This window comes from Paenibacillus sp. AD87, from assembly GCF_001659845.1.
GTDB lineage: Bacteria > Bacillota > Bacilli > Paenibacillales > Paenibacillaceae > Paenibacillus > Paenibacillus marchantiae.
The window spans coordinates 2,690,216-2,711,228 of the sequence record NZ_LXQN01000007.1 but is presented as its reverse complement, the minus strand read 5'-3'; the positions used below and the strand labels follow the sequence as shown (position 1 = coordinate 2,711,228).

General features: G+C 46.0%; 16 protein-coding genes. 13 read left to right on the top strand and 3 right to left on the bottom strand.

Features of this window, described 5'->3' with window-relative positions; all coding sequences use genetic code 11:
- The first annotated feature begins 195 nt into the window (after positions 1 to 195).
- From gpAD87_RS11830 to gpAD87_RS11805, 6 genes are all read left to right on the top strand, one after another.
- On the top strand, positions 196 to 1,488 hold the full coding sequence (locus gpAD87_RS11830) for an ABC transporter substrate-binding protein (RefSeq protein WP_064638550.1): 1,293 nt from the start codon (positions 196 to 198) through the stop codon (positions 1,486 to 1,488).
- A gap of 87 nt (positions 1,489 to 1,575) precedes the next feature.
- A complete protein-coding gene (locus tag gpAD87_RS11825; protein ID WP_064638548.1) occupies positions 1,576 to 2,466 on the top strand; it encodes a carbohydrate ABC transporter permease in 891 nt (296 codons plus the stop codon).
- On the top strand, positions 2,466 to 3,272 hold the full coding sequence (locus gpAD87_RS11820; RefSeq protein WP_064638547.1) for a carbohydrate ABC transporter permease: 807 nt from the start codon (positions 2,466 to 2,468) through the stop codon (positions 3,270 to 3,272). Before gpAD87_RS11825 ends, gpAD87_RS11820 begins: the two co-directional genes overlap by 1 nt.
- A 50-nt stretch (positions 3,273 to 3,322) precedes the next feature.
- The gene (locus tag gpAD87_RS11815) at positions 3,323 to 5,089 is read left to right on the top strand and encodes a glycoside hydrolase family 2 protein (RefSeq protein WP_064638545.1); all 1,767 of its coding nucleotides are present in this window, start codon (positions 3,323 to 3,325) and stop codon (positions 5,087 to 5,089) included.
- Between the two features lie 17 nt (positions 5,090 to 5,106).
- Entirely contained in the window at positions 5,107 to 6,891 is a 1,785-nt protein-coding gene (locus gpAD87_RS11810) for a glycoside hydrolase family 2 protein (protein ID WP_064638543.1), read from the top strand.
- A 12-nt stretch (positions 6,892 to 6,903) separates the two neighbouring features.
- Positions 6,904 to 7,914, top strand: coding sequence for an aldose 1-epimerase (locus gpAD87_RS11805; protein ID WP_231952519.1), 1,011 nt, complete (start codon positions 6,904 to 6,906; stop codon positions 7,912 to 7,914).
- A gap of 104 nt (positions 7,915 to 8,018) precedes the next feature.
- On the opposite strand, the gene gpAD87_RS11800 is transcribed toward gpAD87_RS11805, so the two are convergent.
- Genes gpAD87_RS11800 through gpAD87_RS11790 form a run of 3 tightly spaced genes read right to left on the bottom strand, consistent with a single transcriptional unit; the run spans position 8,019 to position 10,758 of the window.
- A complete protein-coding gene (locus gpAD87_RS11800) occupies positions 8,019 to 8,549 on the bottom strand; it encodes a chromate transporter (RefSeq protein ID WP_064638541.1) in 531 nt (176 codons plus the stop codon).
- A 24-nt stretch (positions 8,550 to 8,573) separates the two neighbouring features.
- Positions 8,574 to 9,176 (bottom strand): chromate transporter, encoded by a 603-nt coding sequence (locus tag gpAD87_RS11795; protein ID WP_331710912.1) that lies wholly within the window; start codon positions 9,174 to 9,176, stop codon positions 8,574 to 8,576.
- Between the two features lie 43 nt (positions 9,177 to 9,219).
- Positions 9,220 to 10,758, bottom strand: a complete 1,539-nt coding sequence (locus gpAD87_RS11790) for a sulfatase family protein (RefSeq protein WP_064638538.1) — start codon at positions 10,756 to 10,758, stop codon at positions 9,220 to 9,222.
- A gap of 123 nt (positions 10,759 to 10,881) precedes the next feature.
- On the opposite strand from gpAD87_RS11790, the gene gpAD87_RS11785 reads away from it, so the two are divergent.
- The 7 genes from gpAD87_RS11785 to gpAD87_RS11755 all read left to right on the top strand — a co-directional run bounded on the left by gpAD87_RS11785 (position 10,882) and on the right by gpAD87_RS11755 (position 21,010).
- Complete coding sequence (locus gpAD87_RS11785) at positions 10,882 to 11,736, top strand: AraC family transcriptional regulator (protein ID WP_064638537.1); 855 nt, start codon at positions 10,882 to 10,884, stop codon at positions 11,734 to 11,736.
- A 73-nt stretch (positions 11,737 to 11,809) separates the two neighbouring features.
- Entirely contained in the window at positions 11,810 to 13,609 is a 1,800-nt protein-coding gene (locus gpAD87_RS11780) for a sensor histidine kinase (RefSeq protein WP_064638535.1), read from the top strand.
- A gap of 3 nt (positions 13,610 to 13,612) precedes the next feature.
- Positions 13,613 to 15,304: a response regulator gene (locus tag gpAD87_RS11775; RefSeq protein ID WP_064638533.1), complete on the top strand. Its 1,692-nt coding sequence runs from the start codon at positions 13,613 to 13,615 to the stop codon at positions 15,302 to 15,304.
- A gap of 158 nt (positions 15,305 to 15,462) precedes the next feature.
- Positions 15,463 to 17,031 (top strand): extracellular solute-binding protein, encoded by a 1,569-nt coding sequence (locus tag gpAD87_RS11770; RefSeq protein WP_064638532.1) that lies wholly within the window; start codon positions 15,463 to 15,465, stop codon positions 17,029 to 17,031.
- A gap of 33 nt (positions 17,032 to 17,064) precedes the next feature.
- Positions 17,065 to 18,027, top strand: a complete 963-nt coding sequence (locus gpAD87_RS11765) for an ABC transporter permease (protein WP_064638530.1) — start codon at positions 17,065 to 17,067, stop codon at positions 18,025 to 18,027.
- A gap of 16 nt (positions 18,028 to 18,043) precedes the next feature.
- A complete protein-coding gene (locus gpAD87_RS11760) occupies positions 18,044 to 18,937 on the top strand; it encodes a carbohydrate ABC transporter permease (protein ID WP_063565108.1) in 894 nt (297 codons plus the stop codon).
- Between the two features lie 33 nt (positions 18,938 to 18,970).
- Positions 18,971 to 21,010: an alpha-L-arabinofuranosidase C-terminal domain-containing protein gene (locus gpAD87_RS11755; protein WP_064640871.1), complete on the top strand. Its 2,040-nt coding sequence runs from the start codon at positions 18,971 to 18,973 to the stop codon at positions 21,008 to 21,010.
- Positions 21,011 to 21,013 lie beyond the last annotated feature (3 nt).

Here is a 21,013-nt window from a genome sequence, read left to right as displayed (position 1 = left end):
GAGATGAAGAAGAAAGGCCTTGGTTGCAGATATTATGTAACTAAGGTCTTTTTTTATTTGATAATTACACTAAATATGTTTGAAAGCGTTGACAAGTGATAATTACCCTTATATAATCCCCTATAGATACAGTAATAATGTAATAAAACAATTATATCGTTTGTATCTACAAATTAGAGTAAAGGGGATACTCGCATGAAAAAAAAGATCGGCAGGTTAGCACTGACATTATTGCTCTCATTCTCAACCGTGTTAAGTGCATGTAGCGGAGGCAGTAATGAGGCGGGTGAGAGTGGCACTGGTGATGGAAAAGTGACATTGTCATTCTGGACATTGTTCGATGGTGGTGATGGCGCAAACATGCAGACATTAGTCGATGAATTCAACAAAACCCATCCGGACATTGAAGTGAAGAATACCAAATTGGCCTGGGGCGAGTATTATACGAAGCTCGTTACTGCTGTTGGTAACGGTAATGGACCGGACATTGGGATTTCCCATTCCTCCAGACTGCCCGATCTGATCAATCAGGGGGTTGTCACAGAGCTTGATACTCCGGCTACGGATGCAGGTGTGGATTGGAGCACCTATAACCAGAATCTCTTGGATGCGGTTACTGTAGAAGGTCAACATTATGCAGTCCCCATTGACACACATCCCTTTATCATGTTCTACAACAAAAAACTGCTAAAAGATGCAGGCTTGCTTGGTGAAGACGGAAAACCGATTCTGGAGCAATCGGCTGACGGGTTTTTGAGTTTCCTTCAAACTTTAAAAGAGAAGTTGCCTGCCAAAACGACCCCGTTTGCATTGTCCAATAATAATGATGACCCTTACCGCTTGTGGTGGTCGCTGTACTCCCAGTTGGGTGGTAACGACGTGGTGTCGGATGATCTGAAGTCCGCAGCCATTGATAAAGAGAAAGGCATCAAAGCCGCTGACTATATCCAGAAGCTTTATACCGAAGGCTATATCAAGAAGAATGATCCAGATTTCTATAAAAATTTTCAAAGTGGAACAGCCGCAATTATCATGACAGGGGTCTGGACGACAGGAACGTGGGAATCCACCAAGGGACTTGAGTTTGGTGCTATGCCAATTCCGAAATTCTACGACCAGGAAGCAACCTGGGGAGATTCCCATACTATTGTTTTGCCACTGACTAAGGATGAAGACCCGGCTAAGCGCAAAGCCGCGATGGTTTTTGCCGACTGGGTTGCTGACAATGGTCAGGTCTGGGCGAAGGCCGGACATATCCCTTCCAAGCCATCCGTGCTGGAAAAACAGGAATTCAAGGATCTGCCATACCGCAGTGATTATTCCGAAGTTGCAAGCGTAGTTAAATTCAGCAAACATTCTACCAAAAATGCACAAATCCGCGATGAAGCTGCCTTTAAATTTTTGAATGAAGTATGGATGAACAAAATGACTCCTGCGGATGCCATGAACAACATGGAGACAGCCATTCAGAAAATACTGAGCGAATAGAAGGAAGACGGGTCACGCAAGCCTGTGTTATCGCCATCTCTAGACAAGAAATCGCCGGCTTGCGTGCCAATCAAAGGGGAGACGCATATGAAGATCAAAAAAATGAGAGCGGATATGCAAGCGCTGGTATTTCTGCTTCCATTCTTAATTATTTATGGTTTATTTACGATCTGGCCCATGATTAAAGGTGTGGAGATGACCTTCTACAAATGGACGTTGATCAAGAAAATGGATTTTGTTGGCCTGGATAACTTCCGAAAAGTTTTTCAGGACAGAGAGGTTTGGGAAGCGATCTGGCATTCAACCTTCTTTGTTTTCTTGAGTACACCGACCATGATTATACTCGCGATTCTGCTGGCTTTGATTGCCAACCGAAAATCGTCTTTACAAAAGTTCTACCGCATCATTTTCTTTATACCAAGCGTACTCTCCGTTGCCGTCGCAGCTTATCTGGGTTTATTCGTATTTCAGCCTTATACGGGATTCGTCAATTCCGTCCTGCATCTTGTCAGGTTATTGCCTCAAAATTCTGAAATATTCTGGCTGACGGAAACGGGGCTCGCCTGGGTTGTTATTACCGTAATTACCTTGTGGTGGACAGTCGGATTTAACTTTATTTTGTATCTTTCCGCCATGCAGGAAATACCGGATGAAATTAATGAAGCAGCAAGGCTGGATGGTGCGAGTGATACACAAATATTTTGGAGGATTACTCTTCCTTATCTGAAGCCACTGACCAAAACCATTACCATGTTGCAGATTATCGCTTCATACAAGGTCTTTATGCAGATTTATGTCATTACAGGCGGGGGACCGCTGGATCAGACACGACCGATTATTCAGTTAATCTATCAGACCGGATTCAAGAACAATAACCTGGGCTATGCCGCAACGATGTCCTATATTTTATTCGTAATCCTGCTGGTGCTGTCGGCGCTGCAATACTGGATGACTAACCGGAAAGGGGCGGAATACTGATGAAATGGTTATATCGCACAGGTTCTGCGTTGATGGCGGTTATGTTTGCGGCCCCACTTGTGTGGATGCTGATGGTCTCCATCAAAGAAGAAGGCATGAAGATTATTACGGTCCTGGACTGGTTTAAACCGCCATATTCACTTGCCGTCTATAACGAAATTCTGACAACGACAAAGCTGTCACAGTGGGTGGTTAACAGTTTGTTCGTCGCTGTAGTTGTAACAGTACTGACTGTGATTTTCGCGGCGATGGCTGGATTTGCCCTGTCCAAAGTACCGTTTCGTTTACGTACATTTGTTTTCTTCTTCATTCTTGGCGGGCTGCTGATTCCGGGTGAAGCAACCATTATTCCACTCTATCAGGTAGCCAAGGATTTACATTTGCTGAACTCATACAGTGGATTGATTATTCCTGCTTTGGCTTCACCAGTAGCTGTCATAGTGCTCAAAAGCTTCTTCGATGGGGTTCCCAATGATCTGCTGGAGAGTGTGCAAATTGACGGGGGAGGCTTTTGGCGAATCTTTACCAGCATCATGCTGCCTTTGACACGTCCGGCCATGGCATCGATGGCGATTCTGACATTTATCGGTTCGTGGAACAATTTCTTATGGCCATTCCTTTCCATAACCGATGATAATCTGTTTACGCTGCCAATGGGTATCCCAACGCTAATGGGTCAGTATTCCGAAGATTACGTCAAACCGATGGTTATCAATGCAGTGGCTTCTGTTCCCATCATTATATTGTTTATCATTTTTGAGAAACAGATTGTTAAAGGCATCAGCATGTCCGGTATTAAGGGTTAACATTTTTTCAGGCCTATGAGCCAAATACAGAGGAGATCGGAGAGAACAAGATGACAACTAAATTTTATAACAAGGATTATCCAAGACCGCAATTTGTACGCAATGAGTGGTTGGATTTGAATGGAGAATGGGATTTTAGTTTTGATGATAATCAGGCGGGTGAAAGTGAGCAGTGGTACGACCAGAATCAGTTTCCGGAAGGGACGAAAATTAAGGTTCCCTTCACGTATGAGACCCAAGCGAGCGGTATCGGAATAGAGACATTTCATCCTCTGGTCTGGTACCGCAGAAGTGTTCAGATTCCCCAGGAAGCAAAAGGAAAACGGAGCATTCTGCATTTTCAGGGAGTGGATTATCACGCAAAATGTTGGGTGAACGGAACGGTTGTTGGTGAACATGAAGGAGGGTACGCAGCGTTTTCATTCGACATTACCCCTTATATCACTTATGGCTCGGAGAATAACATTGTGCTTGAAGTAGAAGACAGTCAGAGCGCGATGCAGCCTCGGGGGAAACAACGCTGGGTGGATGACAATTTTGAATGTTTTTATGTGCAAAGTACCGGGATATGGAAAAGTGTCTGGCTGGAGCATGTGAGTGAAGCAAGGGTTGAAGCGGTTAAGATGACACCGGATATCGATCGTCATATGATTCGTGTGGACTTTCAATTGAATGGGATTGAAGGCAAGAACAACTTGCGTTTGGAGACACGGATTGAGTTAAAGGGTCAGCATGTGCAAACTATTAGCCTATCTCCAGACAGACCCTGGATGACCGTGGAAGCTAGTGTCAAACATGAAGCAGGCGGTCCGTGGAAACAGTCGTTATGGTCACCGGGCTCACCGAACCTGTACGATATCGAGTTTGTGATGTATGAAGATGAGAAAGAAATTGATCGGGTTCATTCCTATTTTGGTATGCGAAAAATATCGATTGAAAATGGGCAGATTCTACTGAACAATGCTCCGTTGTACCAAAGAATGATTCTGGATCAGGGCTATTGGACAGAGAGCCATTTGACCCCACCTTCAGTGGAAGCGCTGATTGAGGATATCGATAAAATTGCCGAGATGGGATATAACGGAATCCGTAAACATATGAAACTGGAAGATCCACGCTTTTTGTATTGGTGTGATGTAAAAGGCATGTTGGTCTGGTCAGAGATGGCAGCAACCTTCGAGTTTAATGATGAGGCAGTGAGCCGATTCACCAAAGAATGGCTTGAAATTGTACCTCAGCAATACAATCATCCCAGCATCATTACCTGGGTGCCATTTAATGAATCGTGGGGAATACCGACGATTGGTCACGAGGTAAGGCAGCAGCAATTCACGCAATCCATTTACCATCTCACCAAAGCCATTGATCCGTATCGTCCGGTCATTACCAACGACGGATGGGAGCATACGGTATCGGATATTTTGACAATCCATGATTATGTGGAGACGGGAGAAGCCTTTCTGGAACGGTATCAGGATAAGGACTTGATCGTAAGTAACAAGGTTGCTTCCAATCGATGGAAGTTTGCATTTGCTGAAGGTTACCACTATAAAGGACAACCCATTATCATCAGTGAATTCGGCGGTATTGCTTTCCAATCGGATAAAGGCTGGGGTTATGGCAATCAGGTGGACTCGGTTGAAGCCTTTATTGAACGTTTCCGTTCCATCACCGAAGCGATCAAAGCCATTCCCTATATCTCGGGCTATTGTTATACACAGGTCACCGATGTGCAGCAGGAGATTAATGGTCTGTTGACGGAAGACCGTAAACCGAAAGTGCCACTGGAAGTGATCCGTAAAATTAATCTGGGGTGACAGGAGAGCTGAACATCATGCTGCGACAGGATTACCCAAGGCCTCAATTTGTACGTAAAGATTGGCTGAGTTTGAATGGGGAATGGGAATTTGAATTCGATGATGATAACAAGGGACGTTCGGAAAAATGGAGTGAGGGCAAGCAAGCATTCAGCCGCCGAATCCAAGTACCATTTGCTTTTCAAAGTCAACTTAGTGGCATTGCAGATCCGGAATTCCACGATAATGTATGGTACAAACGGACCTTTGACATTCCGGAGAGCTTCACTGGCAAACGTCTGCTGCTGCACTTCGGAGCCGTGGACTATGAAGCCTCTGTCTGGGTCAATGGACAGCTTGTGGTTCGGCATGAAGGGGGACACACCCCTTTTCATGCCGACATTACGGATGCTCTGCTGGAAGGAAACAATACGCTGACCGTACAAGCGATAGATTATAGCAGGGATGTAACGTTACCACGCGGGAAGCAGTTCTGGCAGGAGCAATCTGCCCAAATTTTCTATACCCGAACTACTGGAATATGGCAATCGGTGTGGCTTGAAGCTGTCGCACCCGTTCATCTACAGAAGGTGCGTCTCACTCCCGATGTCGATCGCAACGAGATCGAAGTTACGGCTCATCTTCAAAGGGAGCAAACAGAACCAAGGGATTGGCACGCACAGGATGTCAGGCTCCGTGTACAAATTGCCTATCAAGGAGAGCAGCTGTCTGAGGATGAATATCGGATTAGCGGCAGGACAGAGACCCGTACCATCGGACTTCACACCTTTAACGAGCATGGCCTTGGCAGGCTGTGGTCACCAGAGCAACCCAATCTGTATGACATTCATTTCACTGTATTGGTGGATGGTGTGCCTGTCGATGAGGTCGATAGCTATTTCGGTATGCGCAAAATCTCTATTGAACAGGGCAAGCTGTTTCTGAATAACCGTCCTTATTATATGAAGCTTGTTCTGGATCAAGGATATTTCCCGGATGGAAATCTGACTCCGCCGAGTGACGAGGCCATCCGGCGTGATGTGGAATTAACGAAGGAACTGGGATTTAACGGCGCCAGAAAACACCAGAAGATTGAAGATCCGAGATATCTGTACTGGTGTGATCAACTGGGACTGCTGGTGTGGGGAGAGATGGCGAATGCGTACGATTTCTCAGAACAATACGTCGCACAGGTAACGCGGGAATGGCAGGAGGCGCTGGAAAGGGACTACAACCATCCATGTGTTGTGGTCTGGGTACCTCTTAATGAAAGCTGGGGTGTTCCCAACATCCTGACCAGCAAGGAGCAGCAGTATCACGCCTTGTCGATGTATTATTTGACCAAATCACTGGATTCTACCCGTCCGGTCATTTCCAATGATGGCTGGGAGATGGTTCAGACCGACTTGTATAACATTCATGATTATGAATGGAGAAGAGAGGTGCTGGTGGAACGCTATCGCACTCGTGAAAATGCGGTAAACGCCCTTCCGGGCAGTCGAAAGCTTAGCGTGGGTAACTATCGTTATGAAGGACAGCCCATATTAATTACCGAATTCGGTGGAATCGGGTATAAGAAAAGTGACTGGGAGGGCTGGGGTTACTCCGGAGCGGAAAATGACGAGGATTTTGCGCAGCGATTGCATGCGGTAGTACAGCCGCTATTGGATTCTCCAGTTGTAGAAGGATTTTGTTACACCCAGCTGACGGACGTGGAACAGGAGATTAACGGTCTGCTGACGTATGACAGACAGCCCAAGATGCCGATGGAGCAGATTCGGGCCATTATTGAAGGACATTATCCATCGTCGACCGGCGAATAAGGAGGGGAATATGTGTTGAACACAAAGGAGACAAGTAGATCCTGGGAAGGCGATTTTCAAGGGGAAAAGGCCGTTTACCTTCGCTTTGGTTCCAGTGAGGCTGTTATGCTACCGGAGATAGGTGGTAATCTGGTCGCTTATCGTGATCTTGAACGGGGGCTTCGCTTCCTTCATGAACCTTCACCGGAAGAGATGGATTCATTCAAGGCAAGACCCATGATTCACGGGATCCCGGTTCTGTTTCCGCCAAATCGCTATGAGGACGGGCGGTTTGCCTGGAACGGGCAGACGCTTCAGTTTCCGGTCAATGAGGATGCAACAGGCAATCATTTGCATGGATTTTTGTATAATACGCCTTGGGTTGTGGATGAGTATGGGCATACCGAGAATGAAAGCCATGTCTCGGTGTCCATAACTGTTGATGAAACTCATCCGATATACGTATGCTTTCCTTTTCAATTCAGTATTACATTACGCTACTCGCTGAGCAGTGATGGACTAATGCAGCATGTCCGCATTCGCAATCATGGAAGCTCCAGCATGCCGTGCCTGATCGCTTTTCATACTTCAATTAACGCTCCATTTAATTCGGGGGGAGCGGCTCGTGATTACAAGCTCAAGCTGACCATTGGAGACAGATGGGAATTGGATCAACGTATGCTGCCAACGACCTGTTTTCAGCCCTTGATTCAGGAGGAAGAGCAGATGCGTGACTCCGGGGTATATCCGTTCTTTGCAGAAATGGATAATCATTATACTGCTGTACCGCAAAACGGGAGAAACCGGATGGAGCTTCAAGATACGAAGGATGGAATGACATTGGTTTACGATGTGGGAACTTCATATAAACATTGGATGATCTGGAACAATAATGCGGAAGAAGGTTTTTTCTGTCCCGAACCGCAGATCAATCTTGTGAATGCACCAAATCTGGATATGCAGGCCGAGGAAGCTGGATTATTTAGTCTGCAGCCGGGAGAAATCTGGGAGGAAACGAGCAGATTATATCTGCGTCATTCGTAAAATAAAGATGAAGGGGAGCAGCCAGGACAGCTAATGCTGTGATCGCTGCTCCTTTTAAAAACCATTGAAGGAAGTGAATTCAGCCTGTCGTCGCCAAAGTGAATTTAAAATAAGATAATGCCTGCTGCTCCAGCCACACTGAGAATCAGAAGGGGATGAAGCTTGTACTTGAGCAGGAGAAACAAACAAACTCCGCTAATAAGCAGTGTCCCGAGCCATACCCTGCTTATGCTTGCGACTTCACTTGGATAACCAAAATGAATGGCAGCATAGATAATGAGTCCCGTTGTTACGGGGCGTAAGCCATATAAAGAGGACTTTACCCATAAATTGTCGTGCATCCGATAAAATAAGGCGGAGAGTAGCACAATTACGACGAGTGAAGGCAAAATCATACCTGCAGTAGAGACAGCGGCTCCGATATAACCTGCCGTCCGATAACCAATCAACGTTGCGGCATTGGTTGCAATCGAGCCTGGCGCCATACCGGCCAGCGCTACGGTTTGTTGGAATTCAGCGCTTGTCAGCCATCCTTTTTCCTTTACCTCGTGTTGAATGATCGGGATAACGGCGTAACCGCCACCAAATGAAACGAGGCCTACACGTATAAACATCATGAACAGGTCCCAGTACATCTCAATCGCTCCGATTCGACTTACTTAAATGTAATATTCCAGTTCCGGGTAGCTGCCTGTTACAGACTTCTTCTCCATTTTCACTTGAAGGCCCAGCCGTTTTTTGATCCGAATCACGGCCATGCCGCATATCAATCCCGAAATAATAAGATAGAGGGGATGGATTCCTGCAAACAGAAGAACAGCTACGGTCACAATGGCAGCTATCGCTGTTGTTGTATCTAAGATAGAATACCTGGCCGTCCGATAAGCTGCCATGCTAATTAGTGCAATAATGCCACCGTTCATTCCTTTTAAAGCAGCTTCAAATTTGGGTTGGTTACGAAATAGGATGGCGAACAAGCTGATCAGAATCACAATCAAAAACGTGGGACATGTCACGCCGATGACGGCAGACACAGCCCCCGCAATTCCTGCCTGGCGATGTCCGATCATCGCAGCGGCATTGACGCCAACTCCTCCGGGAGCAGAGCCGGCAAGCGATATAAGCTCACCGATCTCGTCCTCTTGCATCCATTTTTTCTTGTTCACCACTTCGCGTTCAATAATTAGCAGCATCGCATATCCGCCTCCAAATGTGGAAGGACCGATGCAAAAGAAAGTCCAAAAAAGCTGTGTCAGTAACATAAATTGTTCTTTCAGGTTTTGGATGCTACCCTTATCCTTTCCATCACGCATGATGAATTCGAGGCATCGGCATGGACTCCTTGCCAAGCTCAGCCCAGATGTATTTGAGCAGAAGCTCAGACTTGAGCTGGGTGTACTCAGGTTCATTCCACAAGTTAAAACGTTCATCGGGATCCTGTTCAAGATCGAAAAGTTCACCATAGATTTGATTGTAATAGACGGTGATTTTATACCGCTGTTCGACATAGGTTTTTTGATGAATCGTCGTGGGTTCGTGTCGAAATTCGCAGAGAGCATGATTACGAACGGCTTCCTTGGCGCCCAGCCACACTTTTTTCTGATCGATTCCCGTCATGGCGTGCGGAATTGCAATGTTGCAAAAGGACAAGAAGGTAGGAGCCAGATCGACCAGCGATTGTATGGCATTTGACTTTTTCGCAGCAGGCACCTCACCAGGATATCTTACGATAAATGGGATTTTGATAAGATCTTCGTAATGGAATCCACCCTTGGCCTGAAGACCATGCTGTCCGAAGAAATGACCGTGATCGGTAGTGAAAACGACGATCGTATCGTCTGCAATACCCAACTCATCCAACTTATCGAGGATTTTTCCAATATATTTATCCATCATGCTGATCATTCCATAATACACGCCGACCAGTTTTTTCTTGTCATACGCCGTTAACCGGGATTTGTCGCCATATTCATAATAATGATGCGAACGGTAACCGTGGATGCCGAAGCCGGTTTCAACCAGATGCTCAAAATTCGGATTCTCCTCCTGGGTCAGTTGAAAATGGGGTGGGTTACGATCATGCTCTCCAGGTGTTATAGAGGGAATTGTCAGATCATTGGGGTCATACATGGAATCCCAAGGTTCTGGTACCAGATATTCAGGATGCGGATCGAAAAAGCTGGCCCACAGAAAAAATGGATCATCAGCATGGGTGTACTGCTCCAAAAGGGAATTGGTTCGTTCTGCGATCCAGGTGTTGTAGTGATATTTCTCAGGGATGGGCCATGTATAGGTTGAAGATGGATCCATCGTTCCGGTTGGGGGAAGGAAGTAATCTTTCCAATTCGTACATCCCTGTTCTTCCAACCATAACGCGTAATGCTGACCGACATGCGCTTCATTCGTATGATTACGTGTTAACTCTACGTGGTCAAAGCCGTAAAATGGACCGTGGAAATGTCTCCAGTACTCCAAATCCTGCAGGATGGGATACGCTTCAGACGACGGGTATTCCTCTGTAGATTTTAGAGGCTGAAAATGTGCTTTGCCTGCTAGGGCAGTGCGGTAGCCTGCCTCTTTGAAACTTTCCCCGACGGTATGACGATCTTCAAGCAGTTTTGTGCCTAATGTCCAGGCTCCATGCTGACTTGGGTACATACCTGTAATAATAGAAGCACGGCTCGGGGTACAGGTAGGGTTCGGGCAATAGGCCCGATCAAACGTTGTTCCTTGATGGGCGAGCCGGTCCAGATTGGGCGTGGAAATTTCAGACTGAAAAGCTCCGATCGTGTTCCAGTGCTGCTGGTCGCTAGTGATTAGCAAAATGTTAGGTGTTCTCGACAAGTGTAATCGCCTCCTAGTAAGATGATATTGAAAAAAACGAGTTATCAAAATAGCCCGGTGTTATATTTTTATTGTCATTTTGTTATGATCAAACAAAATAGGTGAAGGAGGGAACTCCCTACGATGCAGGAATATGAGTACGAGTATGCAGAATTCATCTACTATAAGCCAGGATATTTGGATAAAGAGGAACACATCTGGCCAGTCCGGGCAGGGAGAAGTATAGCCAAATCCAATTACAGGGTTGGCCCCAAACGTATCGAGTGTTACAGTCTTCATTTTGTGCGTGAAGGTAGGGTCAGGCTTGAGTTTGATGGCAAGCGAGTGGACCTGCAGAAGAATGATCTGTTTTGTCTGTTTCCCGGCAGAACCTATTACTATCACATGCTTCCCTCGGAATCTCCACTGCAAATGAACTGGCTGGCATTGGATGGGCCTAAAGTCAAACCTTTATTGGAGCTGGCTGGCTTGACTCCGGAAAGTCCGTTTGGCAAACAGATGTGTTCTCCACAGGTTCAGGAAACGTCGGAACGTCTGATTCATGCATTGGCATGTGTGGAACGATGGAAGCCAGCAGTATCGCTGGAGTTGCACGGGCTGGTATATGGCTTGTTGGCCAGTCTTGTTCCAGACACCAACAATGCACAGCCTACAGAACTGGCGGGCTGGATACATGAGTGCATGGATTACATGGAATTGCATGCAACAGAGGGCATTTCGGTGCAGCAGGTTGCTGACTTCGCAGGGGTGCATCGTTCATACTTCTCCAATATGTTTACCACTCAGGTTGGACTGCCTCCGTTAAAATTTATGCAGAGAATACGAATGGATAAGGCCAAACAGCTTCTAAAGGATACGGATGCTACCGTTACGGAGATTGCTTTGTCTCTCGGTTATCCGAATTTATATTCATTTACCAGAGCATTCAAAATCTATTATAAAGTACCTCCAATCATGATGCGGAGAACCTCAAGCTGATCCTGAACAAACGCATGTCCAGTACGGAGAACGCTTACTTTTTTATTGGATCATGAAAAAGGAGACTCCCACAATGAAGCTCTCTACATTGCAGAGATGGATTTCACCGAAACGCAGCATTCAAGGGAAAATTTTTATCGCTTTTATTGCCGTTACCCTAGTATCCATTATTTTAATTACGGTCATTGTTTATATGAGCATGCGTGAAACGATTACGCAAAATGCGATTACTTCGGTTTCGGACAGCATAAGGCAGGCAGATGAATCATTGAACATAATGCTGGAAGAGATCGACCGTCTGAATACGGTCGTGGTGACTAACAAAAACACGGTTATTGACACTTTGCTCAGTCCGAATGAGGAAATCAGTTACGAGTGGTTTCAGGAACAGAAGCGGATGGATGAATTTCTATCGTCCCTGATCGATTATAAGGCCTATGTTTCACGGATAGCTGTGGTGGGCCTGAGCGGGAAGGTATTTTTCTCAGGTGGACCTTGGCTGGACAGGACCATCTTGGGTACGCCAATGATGAATTACATGCTGCAAAATGGATCAAAGCACGCATATTTCAAGCAGACAGGGGTGTCAAATGCCGTCACCATCGGTCGGGAAATCCGTTATAACCGTGCGACTATTGGGTTTGTCATGGTGGATCTTAATTATGAGTTTATCCAGAAAACATATGACGTGAGACCAACTACAGATAGCATGATCTATGTACTGGACAAGGGAAATCAATTCGTCTATGAAACCCGAGCCACCTCTTCTCTTACTCCTTCAGATCAGGAAATTAAGAAGATCAATCAGCAATTTACAACGAATGGTGAAGCGGTCAGGCGCTACATTGATGGAAAAGAATATATCGTTGTTCGCCGTCAATCCGACTATACTGGGTGGAGTACTATTTCTTTGGTTCCGATGGATTCTCTGCTGACCGAATCGGTGAAGCTGCGCAACCTGCTGGCAGAGGTGTCCATTATTGTGTTTGTCGTTGTACTGATCGTTTCACTTCAAGTCTCTTCCCGAATTACCCTGAATATCCGAAAACTAAAATCACTGATGATGTTGGTGAAGGACGGAAATCTGACACTTCCCCAAAATGAGATTAAAAGTGAAGATGAGACAGGACAACTGTACCATGTCTTTATCGGTATGGTGGAAGAATTGAAAGATCTGCTCGAAGGAATCCGCGTCAGCGAGAAAGAGAAGCGGGAAGCTGAGCTTACTGCGCTCCAAGCACAAATCCATCCTCATTTTTTATACAATTCGCTCAATACGATCAAGTATCTGGCCAGGCTAAACGGAGTTCCAAACATTGAAGCGGTCTCGGGATCGTTGATTGAGCTCATGCGAAGTGTCCTTGGTAATTCAAGCGAATTTCTTACGGTACGTGAAGAATTGGCTTATGTTGAGCACTACATTTCCATCATGAAGTACAGATATATGAAGCCGATTCGGATGATTACCGAAATTGAGGATGACGCATTGCTGGAATGTCGGGTGTTGAAGCTGATGCTGCAGCCCCTGGTTGAAAATGCAATTATTCATGGAATCGGACCACTTGAACAGGATGGATTCGTGTTGATCCGGGTGTATGAAGAAGGAAACAATCTCAATATTGATGTGGTGGACAACGGAAAGGGGATCACGGAGGAGCAACGGGAGTATTTACTGAAAGGTACGGGTACAAACGGAGAAACATCACGTTTTAGTGGAATGGGTGTACGTAATGTACACGAACGAATCGTTCGCACATACGGCGACTCATATGGTGTCCATTTGTGCAGTGAACCGGGGGTGTACACCAAAGCTGAAATTTGGCTCCCCAAACTGGAGAAAAGTATGGAAAATACCAAACGAGAGGTGATATAAGCCATGTTTCAGGTGCTACTCGTCGATGATGAACCCTTAGTACACCATAATCTATGGACATTATTGGACTGGGCTGACTATGGATTTGAATTATGCGGTCAGGCGCATAATGGGTTAATTGCTTTAACGATGATTGAGCAGTCGCCACCGCATATTGTCATTATTGATGTAGATATGCCTGAAATGAACGGTGTAGAGCTTAATCGGGCTATCAAGGAACGTTTTCCGTGGATTAAGACCGTTATGCTCAGCAGTTATGACGATTATGACTATGTGCGGGATTGCCTGAACAATGGCTCCATTGATTATTTGCTCAAGCATCGATTGGATGAGTCAACGCTGCTCAACATCCTGAATAAAGCCGTATCGGAATTGCAGCAGGAAGATCGGTTGCGTGAGAAACAGGTCGCCGAGAGTGCCATGGCCGAGAAAGTGAGTCCCGAGGTTATGCGCGAGTATTTGCTGTATTTACTCAAAAGACAGACGAAGACAACGTACGGGTTTGAAGACTTTTCCCAGAAAGACAATCTGTATCCGCATGCGTCCAGATATGCAACCGCAGCTTTACAGATTGTTCCGTTCCTGCTGCTGACAGAGTCGTACAGTGACGTGCAGACCAATGGTCTGGTTCAGCAGGTGGTCGATATGATGCAGCAGAGCCTGGGTGATATCCATGAGCGGACAGCGGTGTACGTTGAGGAAGGGCGATTTGTTATCGTGTTTTCTTTCAGGGAACGAAGCGAGCACATCATGCAGCGTGAGGTAGATGGACAACTGCGGAAGATTCAGCATGCATTGGAACTGTTCCTGAATCTGCAAAGTGTAACCGCAGTAGGACCTATATGCACCAGTCTATCACAGCTCGCATCCAGTTACTGTTCAGCCGAATACGAACTCGATGGATCTTCGTCTGTGAAAACGTTCAGAAGTCATACCCTCCAAATTGAAACTCCATGTTCGGACAAGCATTCACATGAAAAAGATCAGAGTCAGCGAGTTTCACTGACCATTGAGGAGCAGAAGCAGCTTCTGTTATCCATAGAAAGGTTTGACAAGCAAGGCGTGCATCAATTGATTTCCACTATTATTGCTTCGATTGACCACTTGCCTATCCATTCACATACGGTTCAGATGATTGTCAGCGAGCTCATGCAAACGGGTGATAAAGCATGGAGGACCTGCTTGCCTTCCACAGATCCAGCGATAGCTAATCTGCCTTCAAGAAGCGAGCTTGGGCGCATGAAAACGATAAGAGAACTGGAGCAAGGCCTGCAATCCTTCTTCTCCAGCCTGTTTCATTTGTTGAATCAACATCGTGTAATCGGTTCCTATTCTCGCCATGTCACGCAGACGATCCAATTCATTCTGGAGAGGTACTCCGGTTATGTCACATTGGAGCTTGCGGCAAGCGTAATCGGCCTGAATGCCTCCTATTTAAGCAGAATATTCAAGGAGGAGACGCAGCGGACTTTTTCAGAATATCTGAATCAGGTTCGGATTGACGCAGGGTGCAAGCTGCTGGACAGCGGCCGATACTCGATTAAAGAAATAAGCTTGCAAGTGGGATTTACGACACACAACTACTTTTTCAAAGTATTCAAAGAAATAACGGGTTTAACACCGCAAGCGTATTTGAGCAATCCAGGAAAAAGGAAGAACGAAACGAAACTCCCGACTTTGCACTTGGGAAACTAGGCAGATAAGAGCAGAACTCTAAACTCGTAAAATATGTGGAGTAAAGGGTCATATTATTGTAATTACCTTCCATGCCCGGTGAATTATAATGAGCACACACCAACCGTGAACGCTTACAAATTACGTTGGTGATAAAGAATTGTGGGGGGCACAACTTTATGCGCAAACGCTGGGGAAGAAATATGATCATGATGATGATCGCTTCCAGTTTGATGCTGGCTGGATGCAATTCCGGTGGAACCAATAACGAAGCTTTACCAGAGGTTTCGAAGAACGACATTCATACGACCGGGTTTCCGATTGTGGACGAACCGGTGAATCTCAAGATGTTTACCCGCATTGCACCCGTAAATGGCCCTTTCAAGGAGATGCCGGTTTTCCAGGATTACGAGAAATTAAGCCATGTAAAGGTGGAATTCATTGAAGCGCAGACGGATGGTTTTCAGGAGAAAAAAAATCTGTTGTTTGCTTCGAATGAACTGCCGGATGCCCTGTTCCGTTCAGGTATTTCCCCGCTTGAAGCCATCCGCTATGGCTCTGCCGGCCAATTGATCCCACTGGAAGGTCTTATCGATGAATATGCTCCGAATTTGAAGAAATTAATGGAACAATATCCCGAAATTCGCTCAGGCATTACTACACCAGAGGGCCACATTTATACAATTCCGGGTATTGTTACGCTAAGTGCGGCGCGTACGGATAAGAAATGGATCAATCAGATGTGGCTGGACAAGCTGAATCTGAAAGTGCCGGAGACCACCGAAGAACTTTACAATGTATTGCTTGCCTTCCGTGATGGTGATCCGAATGGAAACGGCAAACAGGATGAACTTCCGATGACAGCCCGCGTAGGATTGGCTGTTGTAAACGCGATGAGTGGGTCATTCGGATTGGATTCACAGCTCGGCTATAACATTAATATTGAAAATGACAAAGTTAGTATCTGGATGGGCAGCGACCAGAATAAAGAAATGCTGATGTACTTAAATAAGCTGTATAAGGAAAAGCTGCTGGATCAGGAAATATTTTCACATACGGAAGCGCAATATCTGGCCAAGCAGGGATCGGGAAATACAGGTTTTTTCTTTGACCAGACGAACAATAACTTCTTGTCGATTAAAGACCAATATACTGGTATCGCCCCACTGGAAGGTCCGCAAGGTGACAGATTACAGTCTCAGGCTTTGCCAGTCGCCAGGGATTTTGGAGCCTTTGCAATCACATCCGTCAATAAATATCCTGAAGTCACGATGCGTTGGATTGATTATTTCTACAGTGACGAGGGTTCTACCCTGCTCCGATTCGGAAGAGAAGGCGAGCATTACGAGATGAAGGATGGTATTCCTTACTATAAAGAGGACTTCCTAAAAGAAATCAGTAACCAGGCCAAAATTACGCCTTATGCCGGCGGAGGCGCGCCACATCTCATCAGTGAACAGGTTGCTTCCTTTATCAATCCACCTCAGGTGCAGGAGGCGCAGCAAAAGCTCGATCCGTTCATGCCAAAAGTTCGCTATGCGGCTCCAATGTTTGATGAGCAAACCGCCCAGGAAGTCAACATTCTGCGAAATGATATTGATAAATATTACGAAGAACAGAGTACAAAATTTATTGTGGGAGCAATCGGTTTTGACAAGTGGGAGCAATTCCAGGCCACGCTCAAAAAGATGAGAGTTGAGGAACTGGAGAAGTTGTATCAGGATGCCTTTGACAAGATGCAGAAATAATGCTGAAACATCATGGATGAGGAGCAGTTGCCTATGAAAAGCGTCAAAACCGATACAATGATGACGATGCCACGAAGCCATCCGAAAAAGAGTTCAGGCCTGTTAAGGCAAATGGGTAAAAGATTGGACCTGTACCTTATGCTGCTTCTGCCAGTCACTTGGTATGTGATATTCCACTATGCCCCTCTGTATGGACTGCAAATTGCGTTCAAAAATTTCAATCCGGCTAAAGGGATTCTGGGCAGCAGCTGGGAAGGCTTTGGACACTTCGAACGATTCTTTGATTCCTATTATTTTTGGAGACTTCTATGGAATACATTATCCATTAACTTGTTCTCCTTATTGATTGCCTTTCCGATTCCGATTCTGCTGGCACTAATCATTAATGAAATTCGCAATAAAACCTTCAGCAAATGGCTGCAAAATATTACGTATATTCCCCACTTTATTTCAGTGGTCGTTATCGTTGGCATACTGAATGTGTTTCTCTCGCCCCATACGGGTCCAGTCAATCTGCTAATTGAGGCATTCGGAGGTACACCGATCCGTTTTCTTGAGGAAGCAGGTTGGTTCAAAACCATTTTTATCAGTTCGAATATATGGCAGAACATGGGCTGGCAATCCATCATCTATATTGCAGCCTTGAGCGGAGTGAACCCGCATTTGTATGAAGCTGCCAAGATGGATGGAGCATCAAGGCTACGGCGGATTTGGCATATTTCGCTACCCGGCATCGCTCCGGTCGTCATCATTTTGCTCATTCTGGACATCGGTCATTTCATGAACGTAGGGTTTGAGAAAATTTTGCTGATGCAAAACAATCTCAATCTGGAATCGAGCGACGTCATTTCAACGTTTGTCTATACGACAGGTATCCTCAAGGGAGAATACAGCTATACAGCTGCTATCGGGCTTTTTAATTCAATCATTAATCTGCTGTTACTTTTACTGGTCAATCGGATTGCACGGAAGACGTCTGAGACGAGCTTATGGTAAAGGAGGGTAAGATCCTATGTCCAAGCAGGCGACATTACAAGCCAGTTCCAATGAACGGATTTTCGATGTAATCATATACATCATAGCCTCAATCATTATTATCGCTGTGCTGTACCCGCTGATTTTTATCGTGAGCGCTTCGTTCAGTGATCCCACAAAAGTATTAAACGGAGAAGTCTGGTTACTGCCCAAAGGACTGACGTTGGACGCCTACACGAATATTTTGCACAACGAGAAGATATGGGTGGGATACCGTAATACGATATTTTATACGGTCGTGGGCACTGTGATTAACATTATCATGACCGTATTGGCTGCATATCCTCTTTCTAGACCTGACCTTCCTGGACGTAATGTAATCATGGTGTTCATCACGCTAACAATGTTCTTCAGTGGCGGATTAATTCCAACGTATCTATTGGTCAAAAATCTGGGCATGGTGGATACGATGTGGGCTCTGATCATTCCCGGCGCAATCGCCACGTACAATCTGATCGTGATGAGAACGTATTTTCAGTCGAGTATTCCCTGGGAGCTTCAAGAAGCTGCCCACATGGATGGGTGCTCCAATTGGCGGCTGCTTGTGAGCATTATCCTGCCCCTGTCCAAGCCGATCCTGGCCGTGATGGTGCTGTTCTATGCCGTAGGCCATTGGAATTCTTTTTTTAACGCGCTCATCTATATTCGTAACGAAAATCTGCATCCGCTTCAGTTGGTACTGCGCGAAATTCTGCTGATCAGCCAATCCGATGCAGTGGACGGCAGCCTTGGTTTGGAAGACAAAATCCTGCTCGCGGAGAGCATCAAGTATGCGGTGATTATCGTCTCCAGTTTGCCTGTACTGTTGATGTATCCTTTTGTGCAGCGCCATTTTGTTAAAGGGGTCATGATTGGATCGATTAAAGGTTAAATCCATATCAACCACAATGATGGAGGACTTATGTTGAAATCAAACGCCAGAATTAGTATAGATTGTAGTCGTGTAAGCGAACACACGGTCAACCCTTTTTTGTTTGGGCATTTTGTGGAAGACATCCGAGACCATATGGAAGCGATGCTTGCATTTCCATTGAAGGATATGGACTTTGAAAGCGAGGCTGAATCAAGCGCTTCTGTATCGGGAAGCTGGAGTACCTACACCAACGGAAGAAATACGCAATATGCAATGGAAGCCCCGGCTCCCAGACATTCGGGTCGCGCTCAGCGTATTCGTATCTTTAGTGATGATGAAGCGTACGCCGGGATTGCACAAAGCTGCGCATTGAAAGGGCCTATGGACTACACCGTTCGTATAGTTGCGCGAGCCTCCATTGAACTCCAGTATTTGATGGTGGAGGCGGTCGATAGACGTACGGAAGAAGTGCTCGGTCAGTTGAAAATCGAATTGCACAGCCATAACTGGCAGGATTATGAAGGACGGCTGACGATCCTACGTGCTTGTTCAGATGCAGAGATTCGGGTGTATGTTCCGACAGAGCATCCAAGATGGATCGATCATGTCTCCACGGGAATGCTCTGGCTGGACCATGTGTCTTTATTGCCTGTGGATCATATTGCTCTGGTAAAAAGCGAAATAATAGAGATGACCAGAGAACTAAACGCAGGCATGATGAGACTTGCAGGGAACTACATTAGCGCCTATCACTGGGAGCATGGCGTTGGGCCGATTCTGGAGAGGCCAGTCATGTACAACGAGGCATGGGGAGGATGGACCAGCAAATATTTCGGAACGGATGAATTTATCCGCTTTTGCCACGAGCTGGAGGTGGAACCTCTGATTTGTGTGAACGATGGATCGGGTACACCTCAAGAGGCCGCCCAATGGATTGAATATTGTAATGGAAGTGTAGATACCCCAATGGGGGCTCTTCGGGCGAAGAACGGATCTCCGGAACCATATCATGTGAAGTATTGGGAGATCGGCAACGAGGTGTGGGGGCAATGGCAAGTTGGAGCTTGCTCTGCGGAGCAATTTGCGGAGCGGACCGTACAGTTTGCCAAAACGATGAAGGAAGCAGATCCTTCCATTGTATTGCTGGCCTGTGGACATTACGAGCAGGATTGGAATAAAACTGTGCTTGCTCTGGCAGGGGAGTATATCGATTATTTAACATTACATTTATACCACGGCTACGGTCCCTTTGGCATGAATCGGGATACACCGGCTGAGGATCGGTATAAAGCAATGGCTAGTTATCCCGAGTGGACCCGGCACTGTATACACCAAACAATGGAGGTCATTCATTCCGACATCAAACATCAGCATGTGAAGCTGGCCATCACCGAATATAACACGATGTACTATCCAAACACTGTGCGAAAAGGACTGCCAGACGAGCATACCCTTGGAGCAGCCGTGGCGAATGCCGCCAATCTGAATGAAATGATTCGTTGCAGCGATAGCGTGCAAATTGGCAGTTTCTCCGATCTGGTCAATGGTTGGCTTGGGGGATGTATCCGTGTCGGGGATTTCTATGCGGATCAATATCGGGGCAAGCATGCTGGATGGAGTGGACACCCACTCACGATCTATGGAACTCCAACCTATGAAGTATTAAAGCTTTACGCGAATCGGGATATTCATCATATCCTACCTGTAGAAGCTGAATGTGGAACATTCTCTGTAACTTCAAACCAAAAAACGCCTGTAGAGCTGGATGCACTCCCCGATCTGGATGTTGTAGCCGGAACGAATGTTGATGGCAGCAGGGTCACCTTGTTTATTGTGAACCGAAGCTTGGAGGAAGTATCGGTTGAGCTGGATTTACAAGTTTTCGATGCGAGTGAAGAGGGGACCTTATATGAGATTACCAGCGATTCGTACAATAACATCAACTCCGTGTTTCAACCCAATCATATCAAGTGCACAGAACGGAGTGTTTTGACCGAGGATTGGCAGCGTGGTTACGCATTACGTCCTTCATCCATCTATGTACTGGAGTTTGGAAAGGTAGACCGATTGTCTCGACATCCCGGACTGTAGACA